The 20,975-nt window shown below is 40.4% G+C and carries 21 protein-coding genes; 11 read left to right on the top strand and 10 right to left on the bottom strand.

The window, feature by feature from the left end; genetic code table 11:
• Positions 1-93 precede the first annotated feature (93 nt).
• Positions 94-1,413, top strand: coding sequence for a xylose isomerase (gene xylA, locus VUI23_RS04405; protein ID WP_342807010.1), 1,320 nt, complete (start codon positions 94-96; stop codon positions 1,411-1,413).
• A 123-nt stretch (positions 1,414-1,536) separates the two neighbouring features.
• Here xylA and VUI23_RS04400 read toward each other — a convergent pair whose 3' ends face one another.
• The 4 genes from VUI23_RS04400 to VUI23_RS04385 all read right to left on the bottom strand — a co-directional run bounded on the left by VUI23_RS04400 (position 1,537) and on the right by VUI23_RS04385 (position 5,733).
• Positions 1,537-2,310, bottom strand: coding sequence for a ThuA domain-containing protein (locus VUI23_RS04400; RefSeq protein ID WP_342807008.1), 774 nt, complete (start codon positions 2,308-2,310; stop codon positions 1,537-1,539).
• Positions 2,311-2,388: 78 nt separating this feature from the next.
• On the bottom strand, positions 2,389-3,786 hold the full coding sequence (locus VUI23_RS04395) for a sugar porter family MFS transporter (RefSeq protein WP_289847857.1): 1,398 nt from the start codon (positions 3,784-3,786) through the stop codon (positions 2,389-2,391).
• Between the two features lie 161 nt (positions 3,787-3,947).
• Positions 3,948-5,051, bottom strand: a complete 1,104-nt coding sequence (locus VUI23_RS04390) for a glycoside hydrolase family 43 protein (RefSeq protein ID WP_342807006.1) — start codon at positions 5,049-5,051, stop codon at positions 3,948-3,950.
• 229 nt (positions 5,052-5,280) lie between these two features.
• Entirely contained in the window at positions 5,281-5,733 is a 453-nt protein-coding gene (locus VUI23_RS04385) for an Lrp/AsnC family transcriptional regulator (protein WP_303500535.1), read from the bottom strand.
• Positions 5,734-5,856: 123 nt separating this feature from the next.
• Here VUI23_RS04385 and cysK point away from each other — a divergent pair, with 123 nt between their 5' ends.
• The 4 genes from cysK (at position 5,857) to ruvX (ending at position 8,974) form a co-directional block, all read left to right on the top strand.
• Positions 5,857-6,837 carry a cysteine synthase A gene (gene cysK, locus VUI23_RS04380; protein ID WP_216046957.1) on the top strand — a complete coding sequence of 327 codons (981 nt, stop codon included), beginning with the start codon at positions 5,857-5,859 and terminating at the stop codon, positions 6,835-6,837.
• A gap of 192 nt (positions 6,838-7,029) precedes the next feature.
• Positions 7,030-7,995 (top strand): glutathione synthase, encoded by a 966-nt coding sequence (gene gshB / locus VUI23_RS04375; RefSeq protein WP_303500534.1) that lies wholly within the window; start codon positions 7,030-7,032, stop codon positions 7,993-7,995.
• Entirely contained in the window at positions 7,982-8,539 is a 558-nt protein-coding gene (locus VUI23_RS04370) for a YqgE/AlgH family protein (RefSeq protein WP_216046878.1), read from the top strand. The genes gshB and VUI23_RS04370 overlap by 14 nt, the downstream gene beginning before the upstream one ends.
• Before the next feature lie 15 nt (positions 8,540-8,554).
• Positions 8,555-8,974 (top strand): Holliday junction resolvase RuvX, encoded by a 420-nt coding sequence (ruvX, locus tag VUI23_RS04365; protein ID WP_216046879.1) that lies wholly within the window; start codon positions 8,555-8,557, stop codon positions 8,972-8,974.
• Positions 8,975-8,976: 2 nt separating this feature from the next.
• Here ruvX and VUI23_RS04360 read toward each other — a convergent pair whose 3' ends face one another.
• Genes VUI23_RS04360 through VUI23_RS04350 form a run of 3 tightly spaced genes read right to left on the bottom strand, consistent with a single transcriptional unit; the run spans position 8,977 to position 11,474 of the window.
• Positions 8,977-9,303 carry a DUF2007 domain-containing protein gene (locus VUI23_RS04360; protein ID WP_216046880.1) on the bottom strand — a complete coding sequence of 109 codons (327 nt, stop codon included), beginning with the start codon at positions 9,301-9,303 and terminating at the stop codon, positions 8,977-8,979.
• Between the two features lie 5 nt (positions 9,304-9,308).
• A complete protein-coding gene (locus VUI23_RS04355) occupies positions 9,309-10,421 on the bottom strand; it encodes a PilT/PilU family type 4a pilus ATPase (protein ID WP_216046881.1) in 1,113 nt (370 codons plus the stop codon).
• A gap of 9 nt (positions 10,422-10,430) precedes the next feature.
• Positions 10,431-11,474, bottom strand: coding sequence for a type IV pilus twitching motility protein PilT (locus VUI23_RS04350; protein ID WP_216046882.1), 1,044 nt, complete (start codon positions 11,472-11,474; stop codon positions 10,431-10,433).
• 29 nt (positions 11,475-11,503) lie between these two features.
• On the opposite strand from VUI23_RS04350, the gene VUI23_RS04345 reads away from it, so the two are divergent.
• The 6 genes from VUI23_RS04345 to VUI23_RS04320 all read left to right on the top strand — a co-directional run bounded on the left by VUI23_RS04345 (position 11,504) and on the right by VUI23_RS04320 (position 18,117).
• A complete protein-coding gene (locus VUI23_RS04345) occupies positions 11,504-12,196 on the top strand; it encodes a YggS family pyridoxal phosphate-dependent enzyme (RefSeq protein WP_216046883.1) in 693 nt (230 codons plus the stop codon).
• A gap of 13 nt (positions 12,197-12,209) precedes the next feature.
• A complete protein-coding gene (gene proC / locus VUI23_RS04340; protein WP_342807004.1) occupies positions 12,210-13,031 on the top strand; it encodes a pyrroline-5-carboxylate reductase in 822 nt (273 codons plus the stop codon).
• 14 nt (positions 13,032-13,045) lie between these two features.
• Positions 13,046-13,567 (top strand): YggT family protein, encoded by a 522-nt coding sequence (locus VUI23_RS04335; protein ID WP_216046885.1) that lies wholly within the window; start codon positions 13,046-13,048, stop codon positions 13,565-13,567.
• 9 nt (positions 13,568-13,576) lie between these two features.
• A complete protein-coding gene (locus VUI23_RS04330) occupies positions 13,577-14,002 on the top strand; it encodes a DUF4426 domain-containing protein (protein ID WP_342807002.1) in 426 nt (141 codons plus the stop codon).
• Positions 14,003-14,102: 100 nt separating this feature from the next.
• A complete protein-coding gene (locus VUI23_RS04325) occupies positions 14,103-15,386 on the top strand; it encodes an extracellular solute-binding protein (RefSeq protein ID WP_342807000.1) in 1,284 nt (427 codons plus the stop codon).
• 139 nt (positions 15,387-15,525) lie between these two features.
• Positions 15,526-18,117, top strand: coding sequence for an ATP-binding protein (locus VUI23_RS04320; protein ID WP_342806998.1), 2,592 nt, complete (start codon positions 15,526-15,528; stop codon positions 18,115-18,117).
• An 89-nt stretch (positions 18,118-18,206) separates the two neighbouring features.
• Here the strand turns inward: VUI23_RS04320 and VUI23_RS04315 are convergent, their stop codons facing one another.
• The 3 genes from VUI23_RS04315 to yaaA all read right to left on the bottom strand — a co-directional run bounded on the left by VUI23_RS04315 (position 18,207) and on the right by yaaA (position 20,861).
• The gene (locus VUI23_RS04315; RefSeq protein ID WP_342806996.1) at positions 18,207-18,602 is read right to left on the bottom strand and encodes a DUF3718 domain-containing protein; all 396 of its coding nucleotides are present in this window, start codon (positions 18,600-18,602) and stop codon (positions 18,207-18,209) included.
• Between the two features lie 135 nt (positions 18,603-18,737).
• On the bottom strand, positions 18,738-19,994 hold the full coding sequence (locus VUI23_RS04310; protein WP_216046890.1) for a lytic murein transglycosylase: 1,257 nt from the start codon (positions 19,992-19,994) through the stop codon (positions 18,738-18,740).
• 93 nt (positions 19,995-20,087) lie between these two features.
• Positions 20,088-20,861 (bottom strand): peroxide stress protein YaaA, encoded by a 774-nt coding sequence (gene yaaA / locus VUI23_RS04305; RefSeq protein ID WP_342806994.1) that lies wholly within the window; start codon positions 20,859-20,861, stop codon positions 20,088-20,090.
• Positions 20,862-20,975: the final 114 nt, after the last annotated feature.

Genomic DNA, 20,975 nt, shown 5'->3' with positions numbered 1-20,975 from the left:
AGCACAATTCGTAATTGTTAGATGCGTAATAAACATCCACTATTCACTCTATATTCGCAGCAGTAATTATTTAATTTTTAGCAGGAGACCCTAATGTCCCAATATTTCGAAAACATTGAAAAGATAAAATATGAAGGAGTGGACTCAGACAATCCACTGGCGTTTCATCACTATAACCCTGACCAGATCATTCTAGGTAAAAGCATGAAAGATCACCTGCGTTTTGCAGCGTGTTACTGGCATAACTTCTGTTGGGATGGTGCTGATGTTTTTGGTCAAGGTACCTTTGGTCGTCCATGGTTAAAACCTGGTGACCCCATGGCGCGCGCGAAACAAAAAGCTGACGTTGCATTTGAGTTTTTTAACAAACTGAATGTTCCTTTCTATTGCTTTCACGATATAGACGTTTCCCCAGAAGGTAACTCTATCAAAGAATATACTGAAAACTTTGCGCAAATGGTGGATGTGTTAGAAGCCAAGCAAGAAGAATCAGGCGTCAAGTTATTATGGGGCACAGCTAACTTGTTCAGTAACCCGAGGTACGCAGCTGGTGGGGCAACAAACCCGAATCCAGAAGTGTTCTCCTACGGTGCAACTCAAGTCTTTCATGCCATGAATGCAACCAAGCGACTTGGCGGTGAAAACTACGTTTTATGGGGCGGCCGTGAAGGTTATGAAACCCTATTAAACACCGATTTACGTCAAGAGCGCGCCCAACTCGGTCGATTTATGCAAATGGTAGTTGAGCATAAACATAAAATCGGATTTAAAGGGGCCTTGTTAATTGAACCTAAACCACAAGAGCCAACGAAGCATCAGTATGATTATGACAGTGCAACGGTTTACGGCTTCTTAAAACAGTATGGTTTAGAGCAAGAGTTCAAGATGAATATCGAAGCGAACCACGCAACCTTAGCCGGTCACTCTTTCCATCATGAAATTGCCACAGCTGTATCCTTAGGTATCTTTGGAAGCATAGACGCAAACCGTGGTGACGCTCAAAATGGTTGGGATACAGATCAATTCCCTAATGCAGTAGAAGAATTGTCACTGATTATGTATGAAGTGCTTAAAGCCGGAGGTTTTACCACAGGCGGTTTGAATTTCGATACAAAATTGCGTAGACAAAGTTCTGATCCTATAGATTTATTCCACGGACATATTGGCGGCATGGATCACATGGCGTTGGGTTTGAAAAAAGCAGCTGAAATTATAAATAATGATTTCTTGTCCGCTAAAGTCAAAGAACGTTATGCAGGCTGGAACAAGAACTTAGGTAAAGAAATTATCGGTGGCGAGCACTCGTTGGAGTCATTAGCCAAGTTTGCGGTTGATAACTCGTTGGATCCAAAACATCAAAGTGGACAGCAAGAATTACTAGAAAATAAAGTGAATCGTGTGCTTTATGGTTAATCAGTAATGTTCTACTGATTACACCTCAATGATCAACAAGGCCTCTTAATTCGAGGCCTTTTTTATGTGCGCAGAATGCTTAACTCATCATTTTATTTATCGACCATGGGCTTAGCAGCCAACTTATTGACGAATACCTTTACCAGTAGATGCCCAGTAAATCCCGCCAAATAAGTGCTCCAGAAACGCACTATTTTCATAGACTGCTGGCAAATGTCCTAAGCTGGTATAAAAAGCACGACCACCATCCATTTCCTGATACCAAGCAATGGGATGAAACTCTCCCATTCCATCGCCTTTAACTCTTCCCCAATCGGCTTGTGGAGAGTAAGTTGATTCGTCTACCTGCAAAATATAATTCAAGTTGCTACTTAACTCTGGACCAAACTGATACCACTCATCTGTCCATAATGACACATCAGGCATCATCTCCAAGCCTGGAAAAGTGCGATCAATCACCGCCAACTCAGCGGTCTGAATAAGCGGATGAATCACAAACTGTCGGCCAACTAACTTCCCATACCATGGCCAATCGTATTCAGTGTCACTGGCGCTATGCACACCCACATATCCCTTGCCAGATTGGATAAATTGTTCAAATGCTTGCTGTTGTGACGAATTTAGAATGTCACCGGTGGTAAGTAAAAACATGACAACATCATACTGAGCAAGATCTTTTTGATTAAATATATTAGCATCTTCGTGCCAATCCATATCAAAATGATGCTTTTCAGACATTTTAGTTAGCGCATTTATTGCTTGATTCACTGAAGTATGATGAAAACCGGCCGTTTTGCTAAACACTAAAAGTTTAAATTGTTTGGCTTGTGCGGACATGCAAAACACAAATGTCACAACCAATACGGCAACTATGTTTACGCAATTTTTAACGCGCATAATATCTATCCTCTTTGAAGTCTCTAAAAACAAAAAGGGTGCAAACTAATTGCACCCTACAAAATCAAAAGTCAGTTCTTATCCAACCATGTCTTCCAATTCAGTACCTTTGGTTTCATGTACTAATTTAATCACAAACAGTACAGATATCAGCGCACATACGGCATAAAAACCATAAGCGCCCGCTAAGCCAATACTAGTCAACATAATTGGGAAGGTCATGGTAATGGCAAAGTTAGCGCCCCACTGAAATAGTCCAGCAACCGCCAAACCAGAACCGCGAATTTGATTAGGGAACATTTCTCCCAACATTACCCACATTACCGGTCCCCATGAGAGGTTAAAGAAGAACACATATGCATTAGCAGACACCAACGCCAAGGTTCCTAAGCTGCCTAAATCTAAATTGCCGTTAGCATCGAAATCTGCAGTTGCGAAACAAAAAACCATCAACCCTAAAGTCAATGTCATGCCCATAGACCCTAAAGTTAATAAAGGTTTGCGTCCAATTTTATCAATTAACAACATGGTAATAACACAAGCTGCAATACTTACTGCCCCACTGATAATATTAATCAGTAACGCGTCTGACTCGGAAAAGCCAACGGCTTGCCACAGTACCGCACCATAATAGAAAACCACATTGATGCCGACCAGCTGTTGAAATACAGCTAAACCAATACCTACCCATACAATTTTTCTTACTTTTCCTGAGCTCTTATCCATTAAGTCAGCTAATTTAGGTTGATGGTCATCAGCCAAAGACGCCTCAATTTCAATTAACTTTTGCTCTCCTGCGCCTGCACCATATAAGCGGATAAGTACCTCTTTGGCTTTAGGTAATTGCTTTTTTATCACTAAAAAACGTGGGCTTTCTGGAATCAGTAACAAACTTCCTAAAAATAAAAATGCGGGCACTAACTCAATCCAAAACATCCAACGCCAAGCACTAAATCCCATCCATAAATCGGCTGTGGATACACCGGCCAAATCTGCAAGTAAGTAGTTACTAACGAATGCAGCAAACAAGCCACTGATGATAGCAACCTGTTGAATGGTTGTGAGCATGCCGCGGAATCTTGCTGGTGCAATTTCACTGATGTAGGCGGGAGCCATAACCGACGCTGCGCCCACAGCCAAACCGCCTAAAATGCGATAAACAATGAACTCACCAGAAGTATCTGCGATTCCAGAACCCCAAGCACTGATAATGAAAAATATGGCTGCCAAAATTAAAATTGTTTTTCGCCCAAACAAATCCGCTAATCGTCCAGCAGAAAATGCGCCTATTGCACAACCCAGCAACATACTGGCGACGTTAAAACCAGTGCCAACGCTGTCTGAATTGAATGCGCTTTGTAATCCATCAACGGTACCGTTTATCACCCCGCTGTCGAAACCAAATAAAAAGCCGCCTATAGTCGCCACACAACTCACCATAATGATGAACAACATATTTTCTTTTTCTTGTACCAACGGAAGCTCCTGATTGTTTTAGTTGATTTTTACTCGGCAGCCGAAAATTATCCTATTGCCTTTCAATCACATAACACTGTTAAAGAATTGTTAACCGATAGAGTATAGATAAGGCTCTAATTTTGGAAATAAAAAATAATTAAGATAAAACCATTACTAGATTAATTAATCGGATAAGGTTCAATGGTCTCGATGCTGCCGTCGGCTAAATACGTTAGCTTAGTCATTTTTACGCTACGCAAATGGGTTTGTCCTTTCGATAATTTGCTATCGTGATAAAACAAATACCATTGACCCGCATATTCCACAATCGAGTGATGATTGGTCCAACCCACAACTGGATTTAAAACAACTCCTTGGTAAACAAAGGGTCCCATGGGATTGTCGCCCACCGCATAGGCTATTTTATGAGTATCACCGGTTGAATAAGAAAAGTAATATTTGCCTTGGTATTTATGCACCCACGCCGCCTCAAAGAATCGTTTCTGGTTATCTCCTGCTTTGAGCGGACTGCCATCTTTATTCAGTAATACAACATCTTGCAGTTGGCCTTCGATACTCAGCATATCGTTGGATAGCTTAGCCACTTTAGGCATTAGCGCTGGCTCATCATCGTTTGGATATGTGTCGTGGGGCGAATAATGGCCCATTTGCCATCGTTGCAGCTGGCCTCCCCAAATACCTCCCACGTAAAGGTAATAGCTGCCATCAGTATCAGCAAATACCGCAGGATCAATACTGTAAACATCTTTGATTGGCTCGGCTTGAGCAATAAAAGGGCCGCTGGGACTATCACTCATGGCTACGCCCACTCTAAATATATCCTGCTCATCCTTAGCCGGAAAATAAAGATAATACTTTCCATTTTTATAGGCTGCATCTGGTGCCCATAGCTGCTTTTTCGCCCAAGCAATGGAGTCTAATGACAATGCTTCCTCGTGTAGGGTTACCTCGCCTTTGGGGTTAATAGAGATAACTCTATAATCTCGCATAGCAAACCTAGCACCATCAGCGCTTCTTTCAATTCCAGATTCGATATCGTGGGAGGGGTAAACATAGATAGAGTCTTCAAACACATGTGCTGAAGGATCTGCTGTGTATATTTGTGTTACTAGTTCGGTGTCAAATTGCACGCGAAAATCAGGAGATTTATCGTCGGCATGAGTGGCTGAGGAGCTGTTACCTTCGCAACCATTCATTGTCATCATCAGTATGACTAGCGAAGCAAAAATACTCGGGCTCGCGCGGTTTAAAAAACGATTCATAATTGCATCCATGTGCGTTTAATCTAAGCGCTGTCAATGCTCATTTAAACGAACATTTAGAGCGACTAACTTGCTGCTAGATTACCACTCATTTGCTCGATTCAGGTTTACATAAATTTCATAATGCTATTACAAATCATCACAATCTGGATGATTTAAGCTGATTAAGCTTTTCACTAAGGCATGTTTGAACAACAAAACATGAGTTACAAACAAAGTAACTCGATGCTTAAACAATAGGTAAGGTAGTCGTATATTTAATTTGTTCCATTGCAAAACTTGAAGTGACGTCAGATAAATCGATACCAGAGACCAACTTTTTGTAAAAAACATCAAATGCTTTTAGATCCTTAACCATCACTTTGAGCATATAATCGTATTCCCCACTCATACGGTAAAACTCAACCACCTCTTCTAAATTACTAGCATGTACAGCAAACATTTTGAGCCATTTATCATCATGTTTTCCGGCTTTTACTTGCACAAATGCGGTGACGTTTAACCCAACTTTTTCACTGTTCAACAAGGCCACACGTCGGTTGATTACACCTTGTTTTTCAAGTAACTGAATACGTCTCCAACAGGGTGTATTGCTCAAACCGACCTGTTCAGCTATATGACTTACTGAAAGAGTTACGTCTTGTTGCATTAATCGCAAAATGCGCTTATCTATAGCATCCACAATGTTAATTACCTTACAAATTAGAATTAAATTCTAATATAAGATAAATAAGTGAAATATTTTAGAATTTTTTACTTTTTTTGCATGTCAAACTAACTAAAAATCACAATGGATATAACGATTATGTTGGCAAGACAAAACATCATTCAACCGCAAGCGACTTTAACCGAAAACATACATGGCGATATTACCCAAACGATTGGCAATACGCCGTTAGTTAGATTGTCACGCATTATTGAAAATGCCGGGCTCGAATGTGATCTGGTTGCCAAGGTGGAATATTTTAATCCTGCTGGCTCTGTCAAAGATCGTCCAGCTTTGGCGATGATAGATGCGTTAATGGCCTCGGATGAGTTCACAGCAGATACCCACATCATTGAAGCAACATCGGGTAATAACGGGGTGGCATGTGCGTGGATTTGCGCAATCCGACAAATTCCATTAACTATTGTTATTCCAGAACACATGTCGATCGAACGTAGAAAGTTAATCCGTTTATATGGCGCAGAAGTTATTACCACACCTAAAGCGCTAGGTACTAAAGGTGCCATTGACCATGCGGCATTATTGGTTAGCCAGCAGCCAAACGCGGTGTCGTTAAATCAATTTTCAAATCAAGCCAATGTGGACACCCACTTTAACACCACTGCTCAGGAAATTTGGCGAGACAGCGGCGGAAATATTGATATATTTGTTGCCGGTGTAGGCACAGGAGGCACTATTACTGGTATTGCCAAAGCCCTCAAACAACTTAATTCGAACATCCAAATTGTTGCAGTGGAACCCAGCGCTTGTCCGGTGTTAAGTGAAGGGAAAAGTGGCGTGCATAAAATTCAAGGACTTAGCTCTGGTCATATCCCGGATATTTTAGATGTAAGCGTAATTGATGACATACAGACTATCAGTGACGATGATGCCGTTGAATACGCCAGAATGTTAGCCAGAGTTGAAGGAATTCCAGTAGGCATTTCATCAGGTGCCGCAGTATGTGCAGCCATGAGATTAGCTGCACTAGCAGAAAATAAAGGCAAAAGAATTGTGACCTTGTTCGCCGATACTGCAGAGCGTTATTTTAGTACTGATTTGTTTGCCCACTGCCAATAAAGCAAAAATAAATACAGCCAACTATTAACATCATTAACAGCACTTATTTTTGCAGGTTAGTGAACTGCGATTGTAAATATATTGGCAATTCTAAAAGATCTGTATTTTTTAGGTTGCCTTTCCCTTGAAATTTTTAGTCGTAGCACAAGATCTTAGGTATGATGAAATATTAACAATCAGCAAGGATCAATATTGGCTATTAAACTCGGGATCGTAATGGATCCGATTGAAAGCATAAATATCAAAAAAGACACCAGTTTTGCGATGCTTTTGGATGCCCAAAAACGCGGGTATGAGATTACCTATATGGAAATGTCTGACCTGTACATTGATAACGGTGTTCCCATGGCACAAATGCGGCCTTTGAAAGTCATCAAAGACCCACAAAAGTGGTTTGAATTAGGTGAATCAAAGAATCTCAACTTGGCAGAGCTTGATGTTATTTTAATGCGCAAAGATCCGCCTTTTGATAGTGAATTTCTGTACTCAACACATATATTTTCTTTAGCTGAACAAGCTGGCACTTTAGTCGTTAATCGCTCCTCTAGTTTACGTGACTTTAATGAGAAGTTGTTTACTTCATGGTTCCCAGATTTAATTCCAGATACATTGGTCACCCGCAATTCAGCGTTGATCCGTGAATTCCATAAAAAGCATCAGGACATCATTTGTAAACCATTAGATGGTATGGGTGGTACATCTATTTTTCGCGTCACCCCAGATGGCACGAACTTGGGTGTGATCATGGAAACCTTGACTAACAATGGTTCCACTTATGCGATGTTTCAGCGCTACATGCCAGAAATAAAAGACGGTGACAAACGAATACTGATTATTGATGGACAGGTTGTTCCCTATTGTCTTGCTCGCTTACCGACTAAGGGCGAAACCCGCGGAAATTTAGCCGCTGGCGGAACAGGAAGACCACAACCCTTGTCTGAATCGGATAAACAAATAGCCGAAAAGATAGCTCCGTTGCTGGTTGAAAAAGGCTTAATCTTTGTAGGCCTTGATGTCATAGGCGACCGAATTACCGAAATTAATGTCACCAGCCCCACTTGTGTTCAAGAAATTGAAGCCGCATATGATGTCAATATTACAGGTATGTTATTCGATGCTATTGAAAAACGTTTAGGTGAAAGTAATGCAAAGCTTTGAACATCATTTATTGGTCGCAATGCCAAGTTTAGATGATCCGTATTTTGCCCGTTCTCTAACTTACATTTGTGAACACAATGACAAAGGCGCTATGGGTTTGGTGATTAATCAGCCGATCGGTATGAGCTTACAAGAATTAATCACCCAAGCAGATAAAGACGCCATAGTATTGGCAGAAAAAGCAGATGAAATTGTTTTGGCTGGCGGTCCTGTGAGTCAAGACCGTGGTTTTATCTTGCACACAACCCAACCAGGTTGGAGTTCAAGTTTACAACTCACATCGGAAATCATGATCACCACCTCCAAAGATATACTATCGGCGCTTGGTAATGAAAAAGCCCCAGCTAAATCCTTAGTGACCCTAGGTTACGCCGGTTGGACTGCGGGGCAACTTGAAGAAGAAGTGCAAAACAATTCATGGTTGATAGTGGAAGCGGATGAGGAATTATTATTCGACGTCCCTATCCACAAAAAATGGGAAGAAGCTGTTCGCAAACTTGGCATAGACGTTTGGCAACTGGGTCCGGATGCGGGTCATGCTTAAAAGGCGTTTAAAATTATGACAAGCACCTCTAAAACCTTATTGGGTTTTGATTTTGGAACCAAAAGTATTGGTGTTGCTATTGGCCAAGAAATTACCGGTACAGCTTCGCCGTTAGAGGCAATTCATGCCCGTGATGGTATTCCTGATTGGGAGCTGGTAAATAAAGTCTATGAACAATGGCAACCCCATTTAGTGGTCGTTGGGCTGCCTTTAAATATGGACGGTAGCAAACAAGAGATGACGTTTAGGGCGCAAAAGTTTGCGAACAGGCTACACGCAAAATTTAAAGTCCCAGTGCAAACTCTTGACGAGCGTCTAACCACTGTAGATGCAAAAGCACGATTGTTTGAAATGGGAGGGTTTAAAAAGCTCACTAAAGGCAAGGTAGATAGCGCTTCTGCATGCTTAATCTTAGAAAGTTTTATGTCACAGTAAAATTATAATGTGTTTGCCGTGGCAGTGATACTATTGCCACAATTCCAACACAGTGAAAAGCTTCCTTCATTTTCTTCATTGCATTTCTCACATACCCAATTTTTTGCCTCTGCAGGTTGTACGTCGAATTCCTCAATTAATTTATTCGCCTTGTGTTGCCATGCATCATCAGTTAACCAAACTTCAGGCATAGCATCTAATGGCGATAATTCCCCGATTGCGCCAATTGCAAACTCATTCTTAATAAAATTGGGAATGTGATTATCATCTAATAGCTGTTTAATCTGGTAGATACGAAAACGATCATTGTGCCAATAAATTTTTTTCATTCAGGCTAATCCATATCAATGGAAACATTAGACAGTGAACCTAAACCTGTCCCCTCTTCCGTATCCAGTTTAATCATTAAACGCAGGTCATTTGGTGAATCAGCATGATGGATAGCCTGTTCCATGCTAATGCGTTCTTGTTTATATAATTCATACAAAGCCATATCAAAGCTTTGCATCCCCATTTCTTTGCCTTTTTTCATTGCTTCTTTGAGCGAACCAATTTCATTGCGCTGAATTAAATCTGTCACTAATGGCGAGTTAAGTAAAATTTCGATGGCCGCAACCCGCCCTTTACCGTCAATCGTAGGAACAAGCTGTTGTGCAACAATGGCTCGCAAATTTAAACTCAAATCGAAACGCAATTTTTCATGCTGCTCTGGTGGTGCTAAGTGCATAATACGTTCAATCGCCTGATTGGCATTGTTGGCGTGTAAAGTCGCCACACATAAGTGCCCGGTATCGGCAAATGACATGGCATATTCCATGGTTTCCATAGATCGAATTTCGCCAATCAAAATCACATCCGGCGCTTGTCGCAATGAACTTTTAAGCGCATCGTCGAACGAACGAGTGTCTATGCCCACTTCCCGTTGTGTCACCACACAGCCTGCATGTTCATGGACAAATTCGATAGGGTCCTCAATGGTCAATATGTGGCCTCTTGAGTTTTGATTACGATGTCCCATCAATGCAGCTAAGGATGTTGATTTACCGGTACCTGTAGCACCAACAAACAACAACAGTCCTCGCTTGGACATTATGACGTCTTTAAGTATCTCTGGTAGGCCTAGCTCATCGGCTTTGGGAATTTGCGTAACGATGCGGCGAACCACCATGCCGGCCATATCCCGCTGCCAAAAGGCACTGCAACGAAAACGTCCAATGCCATCTCTAGCAATCGCAAAGTTACACTCTTTACTGTTATTAAATTCGTCCTGCTGTTTCTCGCTCATAACGTTATGAACCAGTGCAAGTGCGGCTTCTTCACTTAAACGCTCATCGTTGATCGGCGTCATTTGCCCATTTATTTTTGCACTAATGGGAAAGCCAACTGTAATAAACAAGTCTGATGCACCTTGTTCTGCCATTTTTCTCAGATAAGGATTTAAGTCCATTGGATACTCCTAGAAACCAATTTTTGGTTGTTTATCAACAGATTTAGACGCCGCATCTTGGGCGGTTATCACGCCTTGAGCAACGAGACGTTGTAAACATTGATCCATGGTTTGCATTCCATGGGCCTGACCGGTTTGAATTACCGAATACATTTGCGGAACCTTATCTTCACGGATCAAATTACGAATTGCTGGAATTCCTATCATAATCTCATGAGCTGCAATTCGGCCGCCGCCCACCTTCTTCAACAATGTTTGAGAAATAACCGCTCGCAATGACTCTGAGAGCATGGAGCGTACCATCGACTTTTCTTCAGCCGGAAATACGTCAATGATTCTATCTATGGTCTTAGGCGCTGAGTTGGTATGTAAAGTTGCAAAGACCAAATGGCCTGTTTCGGCAGCGGAGATCGCCAAGCGAATGGTTTCTAAGTCCCGTAATTCCCCCACCAGTATCACATCGGGATCTTCCCGTAATGCAGATCGCAGCGCATTATTAAAACTGTGAGTATCCCGATGCACTTCACGTTGGTTGAGTACACAAAGTTTGTTTTGATGGACAAATTCAATGGGATCTTCAATGGTTAGAATGTGCTCTCTTTTACTAGTATTGATGTGATCTATCATCGCCGCCAAGGTCGTACTTTTCCCCGAACCTGTTGCCCCGGTAACCAACACTATACCTGTAGGCTGATTGATAATATCTTTGAAAATAGCCGGAGCGCCCAAATCATCCAAAGTGAGGACTTTACTCGGGATAGTCCTTAGTACTGCCGCTGCGCCTCGGTTTTGCACAAAGGCATTGACACGAAATCGAGATAAATCTTTTACTTCAAAAGAAAAATCCACTTCCAAATTTTCTTCGTATTCTTTACGTTGTTTATCGTTCATGATTTCGTAAACCAACGCATGTACCTGTTTATGATCCAATTCCGGCACATTTAAACGGCGAATTTCACCGTCTACACGTATTATCGGTGGCAACCCCGCTGATAGATGTAAATCTGATGCATTATTCTTAACACTAAAAGCTAAAAGTTCGGTAATATCCAAAATACGATTCTCCGTCTAAATAGTGGCTCATGGAAACAATAGCAGAACGTCTCAAAAGCGCACATAAAAGCCTAACTATGGCATTAAATAAAGCTAATCGTGCGCCAAATTCAGTGCAAATACTAGCAGTGAGTAAAACAAAACCGGTATCTGATATCGTCCTTGCGTATGAAGCAGGACACCGATCATTCGGCGAAAACTATGTGCAAGAGGGTGTCGAAAAAGTTCAGGAATTGCAAGAGCTTAAAGATATCGAATGGCACTTTATTGGCCCCATTCAATCAAATAAAAGTAAACCCGTAGCAGAGAATTTCGACTGGGTGCAAAGTGTCGATCGAGAAAAAATCGCGAAACGCTTAAATAATCACCGTAGTGCGCACAAAAAATTAAATGTGTTAATTCAGGTAAATATCAACGCTGAAGAAAGTAAAGCTGGGGTTTTACCTAATGAAATTGAGACACTAGCCGCGCTAATTGATACACTACCCAACTTAACGCTTAGAGGATTAATGACAATTCCCAAAGCTTCACAATCTGCACAAGAACTGGTTAACACCTATCAACACATGCACCAACTTTTCGTCGACTTACAACACTCTTATGAATCAGTTGACACATTATCCATGGGCATGAGTGCAGATATAGAACCAGCAGTGCTAAATGGAAGTACTATGGTACGGGTAGGAACAGCCATATTTGGTGCCCGCAATTACACAACCTAAGAGACAATAATTTATGAGTGAAAAAACCATTGCGTTTATTGGCGCAGGTAACATGACACGTTCGATTATCTCCGGTCTGGTAAAATCGGGATATGATCCAAAGAAAATCATTGCCAGTAATCCATCTATCGGCAAATTAGAAAGTTTACAGTCTGAATTAGGGGTGAATATCACCCAAGACAACCAAGTTGCCGTTAAACAAGCCAGTGTCATAGTGCTTGCGGTTAAACCTCAACTGATGGAAACAGTTTGCCAAGATTTAGCCAGCAAACTAGATTTAAACGGCAAGCTATTTGTGTCCATTGCGGCGGGAATAAGTCACGCACGTTTGCTGGAAATGCTTGGCGGTAATTACGATTTGGTTAGAACGATGCCAAATACACCTAGCCTATTAAGTAAAGGCATGACAGGTTTGTATGCACCCGATACCCTTGCCGCTGATTTAAAAGAGTTTGTAGATCAGATGATGGGCAGTGTTGGTGAAACATTGTGGGTATCCAAAGAATCCGACATAGATATCGTTATTGCCACAGCAGGCAGCAGCCCAGCCTATTTTTTCTTATTCTTAGAATCAATGCAGAATCATGCTGTGTCGTTGGGAATGAGCCAACAAGACAGCAGAAAACTAGTCCAACAAGCAATGTTGGGCGCAGCTGAAATGGTTTGTCACAATGATCACCTTGAAATTGGCGAGCTTAGAGCCCAAGTTACTTCAAAAGGTGGTACAACTAATCAAGCTATCGAGAGCTTTCAAGCTAGTGATTTGCCGTCAATTGTCGCAACAGCGATGGATGCTGCAATTAGTCGTGCCCAACAAATGTCTAAACAATTTTAAAGGTATCAATATTTATGGAAGCCGTGGCTTTTTTGGTTGAAACAATTTTTAAGCTCTACTTGATGGTCGTCATGTTAAGACTTTGGCTACAATTAGCCCAAGCTGACTTTTATAACCCTTTGAGTCAATTCATTGTCAAAGTGACACATCCAATAATAGGTCCATTACGCAGAGTTATTCCATCTATTGGCAGATTCGATACCGCGACTTTTGTATTTGCGTTGGTCATTGCGTTGGCCAACATATGGGTGATTGCTGCGATTAATGGTTTCATGTTAACCAATGTTTTTTGGATATTAAAAAATGCCTTGGTAATGCTGCTTGTTGAAGGGGTTCAATTAATAATATATGTGTTAATTATTCGCGCGATCTTAAGTTGGGTAAGTCAAGGCAACAACCCTCTTGAATTCTTATTCCAGCAATTAACTGAACCTATGATTGCCCCCATAAGACGCATCATACCGCCTATCGGTGGGCTTGATTTATCACCTATGATATTAATCATCTTTTTGCTTTTTATCATGCGACTATTTTAGGAAGATAAAATGTTTTATCGGGTTATTTGTATTTCACTAATAGTGTTTGCTAGTTTTGCATCGGCAGAACAGAAAAAGGTTTTGGGTGATTGGGATGTGCATTACATCGCCTTTAATACTACTTTTTTGACGCCCGAAATCGCTCGGGCGAATGGGATTGTTCGTAGCCCAAATAATACGCTAATTAATATTTCTGTTATTAATAGACAAAACAAACAGGCTCAAAAAGTAGATATTAGCGGTACCGCAAGAAACCTGCTGGGCACCACTATAGAACTTACTTTTAAACCGGTAGTCGAGGGAGAAGCCATATATTATTTGGCTTCGATGCCCTTCGAGCATGAAGATCATTACCGCTTCAATATTTCTTTACAACAGAATAAAGTACAGCAAACACTAAAATTTGAACAAAAGCTTTATCGTGAAGAACAGTAATAAATAAACGAATTTAGTTGTATTTTTATACCATTGTTTAATGGTAAAACCTGCCAAATTACTCTAACGTTTAGGTATTAACACTAAACGACTAGTTTCCATGGAAAATAATCCCAAGCTTTTGGATAAAACCAAACGCAATACCCTAAAAACGTTAGCTAAAAGTGGTGCTAGCGCCGTGCTTCTTAGCAAGGCGCCTTATGTGTTTGCCCGAACGAAAACCGTATTAAAGGTGCTTGGTACCCATGTAACTTTGCAAAACGAGTTGCGCGAGCAAGCCATGCAGGACCTAGGTATCGATTTAGTGTTTGAAGCTAGGGGCAGCGCAGCAGTCATGCAAAAAGCCTCAATGGACCCTAGTTCTTTTGATTTATACGAGCAATGGTCAAATAGTATCAATGTGCTTTGGGCAGCGGGAGCTATCCAAGCCATAGATAAAAACAGAATTACGCACTGGAATGAGATCAACTCATTAACCAAAACGGGCAAAATCACTGATAGCGCTAAAATTGGTGCAGGGGATGCCCCGTTTAAAATTCTACACGTACAAGACGACGGCAGTTTAGGTACAGATCACACCGATAAGATTAGTTTTTTACCATACGTACACAATGTCGATTCTTTTGGTTACAACACCAACAAAATACCTCAAGGAGTTCCATATGATACCGAAAGCTGGGGTTGGTTGTTGGACGCCAAAAATAGAGGAAAGGTAGGCATAGTCAATGCGCCAACTATTGGCATCTTTGACTTAGCCTTAGCGGCCCAAGCCCAAGGTGTTCTGACGTTCAACGACATAGGTGCAATGTCTAAGCGCGAATTAGACATATTGTTTGATTACCTTATTGACCTAAAGCACCAAAATCACTTTAGCGGCTTTTGGACGTCTGTTCCCGAGTCAGTTGATTTTATGCGCTCTGATCGAGTTCACATTGAAAGTATGTTCTCACCTGCAGTATCAGCATTGAACGGACAAAATGTACCTGTCTCATTTGCCGCTCCTAAAGAAGGCTATAGGGGCTGGCACGGTGTCATGTGCATGTCATCTGCGATTTCCGCTAGTAACAAAGATGCGGCCTATGATTATATGAATTGGTGGTTATCTGGTTGGCCTGGGGCTTTTATCGCCAAACAAGGTTACTATATTTCTAACCCACAACGTTCAGCTAAGTTTTTAAGTCAGGCAGAATGGGATTATTGGTATCGCGGTTTGGCCGCGAGGCACGATTTGCAAGGGACTGATGGCAATATATCAGTGAAAAAAGGCGATATTCGTTCCGGGGGTAATTATGAAACGCGATTCTCAAATGTAGCTGTTTGGAATACGGTTATGCCCACTTACGATTATAGTCTGCAAAAGTGGTACGAATTTATTAGCTCATAAGACATTTGGAGGTCTAAAGTAATTGTTTAATTCGTTAAAAATTCAAATAACGATAGTGTTAACTGCGCTGATACTTTTCTTAATTGCACAATCGTATTTGTCCACTAAAAATCAGGAAGTGTTTTTTTCTGGTATAACGTTGTCCCAACAAACAATGGAAAAGGTTGGACTTGTTCGAGATCTTGAAAAAGATGTTCTTGATATCCAGCGTTATGTACTGATTTTTAAACAAACTGCGAGTGACTCTGTGATCGGGCGTTTTGACTCCATTCACGAAAAAATCAATAACAACCTATCATTGTTAAATTCATCAATCCAATCTGATGAACAGGCAGAAGCCTACACTGATAAAATTAGCCGAATGAATGCCCACCTTGAAGAATATAGAAGTAACTTCGAAACTGTTGTGCAAGGGCGAAGTCGCAGAGAACGACTATTTGAAGATGACATTCAAACGCGATTTATTACTATCCAAACGCAGTTGCAAGAATATCAAACAAACACAAACCTTTCCGCAGAGCAATACAAAGACGTGTTAACAGCTAAGCAGCTATTGTCTGAGGCACATACAAAATCATTAGAATATTTGTTAACACCAGATCCTGTCATTATTAAAGAATTTGATGATTTGCTGTCTCAAGCAAAAGATATTTTGAACAGTTCAATTCAAGACCCAAAAATGTTTATAGCGGTGGAAAGCGACCTGGGCAAGTTAAGCACTGATTTTAAACAACTTTCGCAAATTACTCGTGGCTATTTGTTTTTAATTAACGTTGTAATGGCAGGTTCCGCAAACGAATTTTTATACTTAACCCGTGAACTCAATCAACTTGTCACCGACAACCAACAACGAATCAATTCAGAAATTATTCAAAGCGGAAAAGATGCACAAAGCAGAAATAGTCTTTTTGCCGCCATAAGTGTCGCGCTTGCTGTGATAGCTGCGTTGTTTTTTACCTATCGGGTGATGATGCCAATATCTGAAATGACTGAGCTATTTAAACAGCTTGCCAGCGGCAAAGGTATCAATAAAAAAATACAAAGACGGCGAAATAACGAGATTGGCGATTTAGCCTCGGCAGCTCAAGTATTTCAAGAAAAGAACATACAGACCCAAGAGCTTTTAGAGCAATCAAAACAATTGAATGCCCAACAAGAAAAATTAAACAAAGAGTTGGCAATATCAACTAAGAAAGCTGAGCGGGCGTTGGCAACCAAAAGCATCTTTCTTGCTAATATGAGTCATGAAATTCGAACCCCTATGAATGGCATCATTGGCTTAGTGGATATAGTGTTAAAATCGAAACTGGATGAAGAGCAGAGAGCTAACCTAGAAAAAGTAGCTTATTCAACCCATATTTTACTGAATTTAATTAATGATATTCTCGATTTTTCTAAGATTGAAGCGGGCAAACTGGATATAGAAAAAGTTAAATTTTCCCCCAAATCAATGTTCGAAAATCTACTCGCAAATATTTCTGCAAAAGGCAATGAAAAGAACCTCAATATTCATTTCATCGTAAACCCCCTTTTACCTCGGGAGCTTATCGGTGACCCGATGAGAATCAGCCAAGTATTGCTAAACTTATGCACTAATGCGGTAAAATTTACCCGCAATGGTTCAGTCATTATCAACATAGACTTTGCGTCTTTAGGTAATAATAAAATTTGTTTGAAAATATCGGTAAAAGACACCGGTATTGGCATGGAAGAAAAACAGCTTAACAATATTTTTAATCCATTCACTCAAGCGGACGAATCTACCAGCAGAAGGTTTGGTGGCACAGGTTTGGGTTTATCTATTGTCAAACAGCTTGTTGAATTGATGGACGGAAAGATAACCGTTGAGTCCGAAGTAAATCGCGGAAGTCACTTTAAAGTTGACTTAGTATTAGATACCGAAAATCAGAATAAATGCATTATGGATTTAGGGCTTGCGGTTAGCATCGCGCACGTTTCTGTCCACGATTCAGGCTTAACTCCCCTTTCATATCTGCAAAAATTAGACAACGACTATGTATCCTTATCATTAACTGAAATTGATAGTTTTGATTTTCAAACCAAAGAAAATTCATTGTTGTTAATGGATATTGACGACATTAAAACCCATAAAGTCTTAAATCAACACATTGCAAACGCAAAAGAAAAAGGTGTCAAAATTGGTTTAGTCACTAATACACAACCAAGTACACTACCTTCATTATTACAACAAAAGTGGGATCTCCCCGTTCTTTCCCATCCATTTACGCCAAGGCATTTTAGCTTATTTGTATTGCAAGCTTTAGGGGTTGAAGTGCAGTACAACAAAGATGAATTGGGAGAAATAAGCCTTGTGCCAGCGCAACTCAGTGGCCATGTTTTATTAGTGGAAGATAATCATATCAACCAAATTGTTGCTTGTGAGATGTTATCAAACTTAGGCCTGACGTATGACGTGGCTGAAGATGGTCATCAAGCTGTTACAAAGATCGTCAATTCACCTCAATACGATATTGTTTTAATGGATATCCAAATGCCAGTAATGGACGGTTATGAAGCCACCAAACTGTTAAGGCAGCGGGGATTTGATGATCTAGTGATATGCGGACTATCGGCAAATGCGATGAGCTCAGATTATGATATGGCATATGCTGCTGGCATGAATGATTATATAACTAAACCAATTAAGCCTCAGATGTTAAATAAAATACTGAGTAAGTACCTTACCTCAGACGAAAAAACAGTCATGTAGTTGACTGTTTTTCGACTTGCATGCAAGTGATTACGCTATCAATTAATAAATATATAATAGGCTTAACAAGCAATGGTTGTTTAACCTTATTAGATTCTATCTTTTAAAACCGCTGAGATTGGTGACGAATCTAAGCCGTTTTCAGCGATCCAAGATTGCAGAGTTTTGCCATCATTTTCTGGTGAGGTTAAGTCACTTTTTGGCATTTTCTTAACTAAAAGTGTTCCTGTTTCAATGGCTTCATTTAACACAGCTGTTCTAATCAGACTATTTCCACCGCAGGTAACGCCTGAATAATAATCTTTTAATTTAAGACGAAAATCAGATTGTACCTTTTTCATCTTTTTGCGTAATTCACCTTTGTCATCCGTCTTAACAATAGTACAAATATTCTGTAATGCGTCGTTGATATCTGCTTGAGCTGCTCCGCTATAGAGAAAGGATGCAGTAACTACAAGAAGAGAAGTTTTAACAATTTTCAACATGGCTAATTCCTCAATTAATTAAATGTTTTCGAAATAATTTCAGCTGCGTTCGCTGTTGAGGTCATTAGACTAAAGTTCTATAACGGTTGAAATATGTACAGCAATACTCCGGTATATTGATTAATACAACTAAGGTTAAACACCATCTAGTTTTTGACTTTTATTTACCGCTTCTTGCACACTGATGAAAACACTTTGGTCTGGGTATCCGTCGGCTAACATATTGTTTGCCAATTGAAATTGACGAATTCCTTTGCGAGTGGCTGGCCCCATGATCCCATCAGCTTTACCTACATCAAAGCCTAATTCGTTTAATCCATCCTGTAATTCGATCATTTGACTAATAGGATAATTCGGTAAATCAGGCAACGACTTCGCCCACTCAGGCTTACCAATGATTCGGTCTGCTAGATAACCTACGGCAAGAGCATAAGACTCAGAATTGTTCCAGCGCATAATCACATCAAAGTTGCTGTAAACAAGGAAGGCTGGCCCTTTCGCTCCGGTAGGCAAGATCAAAGAAGCATCTATTTCACTTTTAGGGATCTTGTCATCATTGACCTTTCGAACGCCAAATTCCGACCACTGGGTTAATTGTTTACGACTATCTTTACCAGCGTGACTGTAATCGAAGTTAGCAGGGAGATTCACTTCTCTTCCCCATATAAACCCTTTTTTCCAGCCCAGTTTATTTAAGAAGTTAGCTGCCGATGACAAGGCATCAGGTTCACTATCCCATAAGTCTACTAAACCATCATTATCGCCATCTACCGCATAATTAATATAGGCTGAAGGCATAAATTGAGTGTGCCCCATGGCGCCTGCCCAAGATCCCAACATCTTGTCTTTTTTTAAGTTTTCTCTTTGCATTAACTTCAGAGCCGTTAGTAACTCCTGAGTGAAAAATCGACTACGGCGCTCATCGCAGGCTAATGTTGCCAATGAATCGATTATCGGCATTTTGCCTTTATAACTACCAAAATTAGTTTCTAATCCCCAAAATGATATTAAATAGTGTGCAGGCACCCCGTATTCTTGAGTTAATTGGTTTAATAAGTCTTTATGCTTACGCAGCATTTCTCGACCTTTATCAATTCGCCATTGGGTGACACGTTTATTTAAATAAGTAGGGAAAGTTTGTACAAACTCTGGTTGATTGCGGTCGTATTCGAGCACTTTATCAATCTGTTTCACATCATCTAACGCGTAAGAGATGACTGTTTTATCAATTCCCGCTGTCTCCGCTTTTTGCTGTATATCAGAGATACAGGCTGAAAAAACCTGCTGCGCTGAATCTTGTGCTGCCTCAATGGTGGCAGATTGTGCCATTAAGCTGGCAGAATAAAGCAAGTTGGCAGCGATCAAGGCGCTTTTGCTAATAACAGAAATCATATAGTTCCTTGGCGTTAGTGTTTCAAACAGTAGCTTACACTCGTTATATGGGCTTGTAATCATTTTCCCATTGGGATTTTAACGACTCGAGTATTACTGCTCTTCTCTGGTAAAGACCCATTGTTTATCATTACTTAACGATGCACTAAATTGATATCCGGCACTATCGAACTGTTTAATTTGTGCAGGGTCAGGTAAGCGCTTTTCGATAATATAACGGGCCATCAATCCACGTGCTTTTTTGGCATAAAAACTAATCACTTTATATTCACCGTTCTTTTTATCTTTAAAAACGGGGGTAATGAGTTTTCCATTTAAGCTCTTGACCTTAACTGACTTAAAATATTCATTTGAGGCCAAATTAACCAGTACTTCATCACCTTGTTGGCGTAACGCTTGATTAATTCCAGCGGTTATTTTCTCACCCCAAAATTCATACAGATCTTTTCCTCGTTTGTTGTTGAGTTTCGTCCCCATTTCCAAACGGTATGGTTGCATAAGATCTAAAGGTCTAAGTAAGCCATACAAACCAGACAAAATTCGCATATGTTGTTGTGCATATTGAAGATCCTCTTCACTAAATTGCTCAGCTTGAATGCCGGTGTAGACATCACCGTTAAACGCCAAAATTGCCTGTTTAGCGTTGTCTTGGTTAAATGGCAAATTCCAACTACTAAACCGTGCAGCATTTAAGCCTGCTAATTTGTCACTGATATGCATTAGGCTAGATAAATCTGCCGGTGTTAATTTGACACACTCTTTGATTAACAGTTCAGAATCGGCCAAATATTCAGGCTGTGAGAAAAGTTGTGTAGTAGAGGGGGTTTCGTAGTCTAAATTCTTTGCAGGTGATACAACAACTAGCATCAAATATCCTTTCTTTTAATAGGCGTTAATTATGAAGTTCTGAGCAACTATCACTATACCATTAATTGTATTTACTAAACATTTTGACAAGCACAAATTTCACAGTTCAATTTT

It is taken from the genome of Alteromonas sp. M12 (assembly GCF_037478005.1).
In the GTDB taxonomy this organism is placed as follows: Bacteria; Pseudomonadota; Gammaproteobacteria; order Enterobacterales; family Alteromonadaceae; genus Aliiglaciecola; species Aliiglaciecola lipolytica_A.
This window is presented reverse-complemented; position numbering and strand designations above follow the sequence as displayed.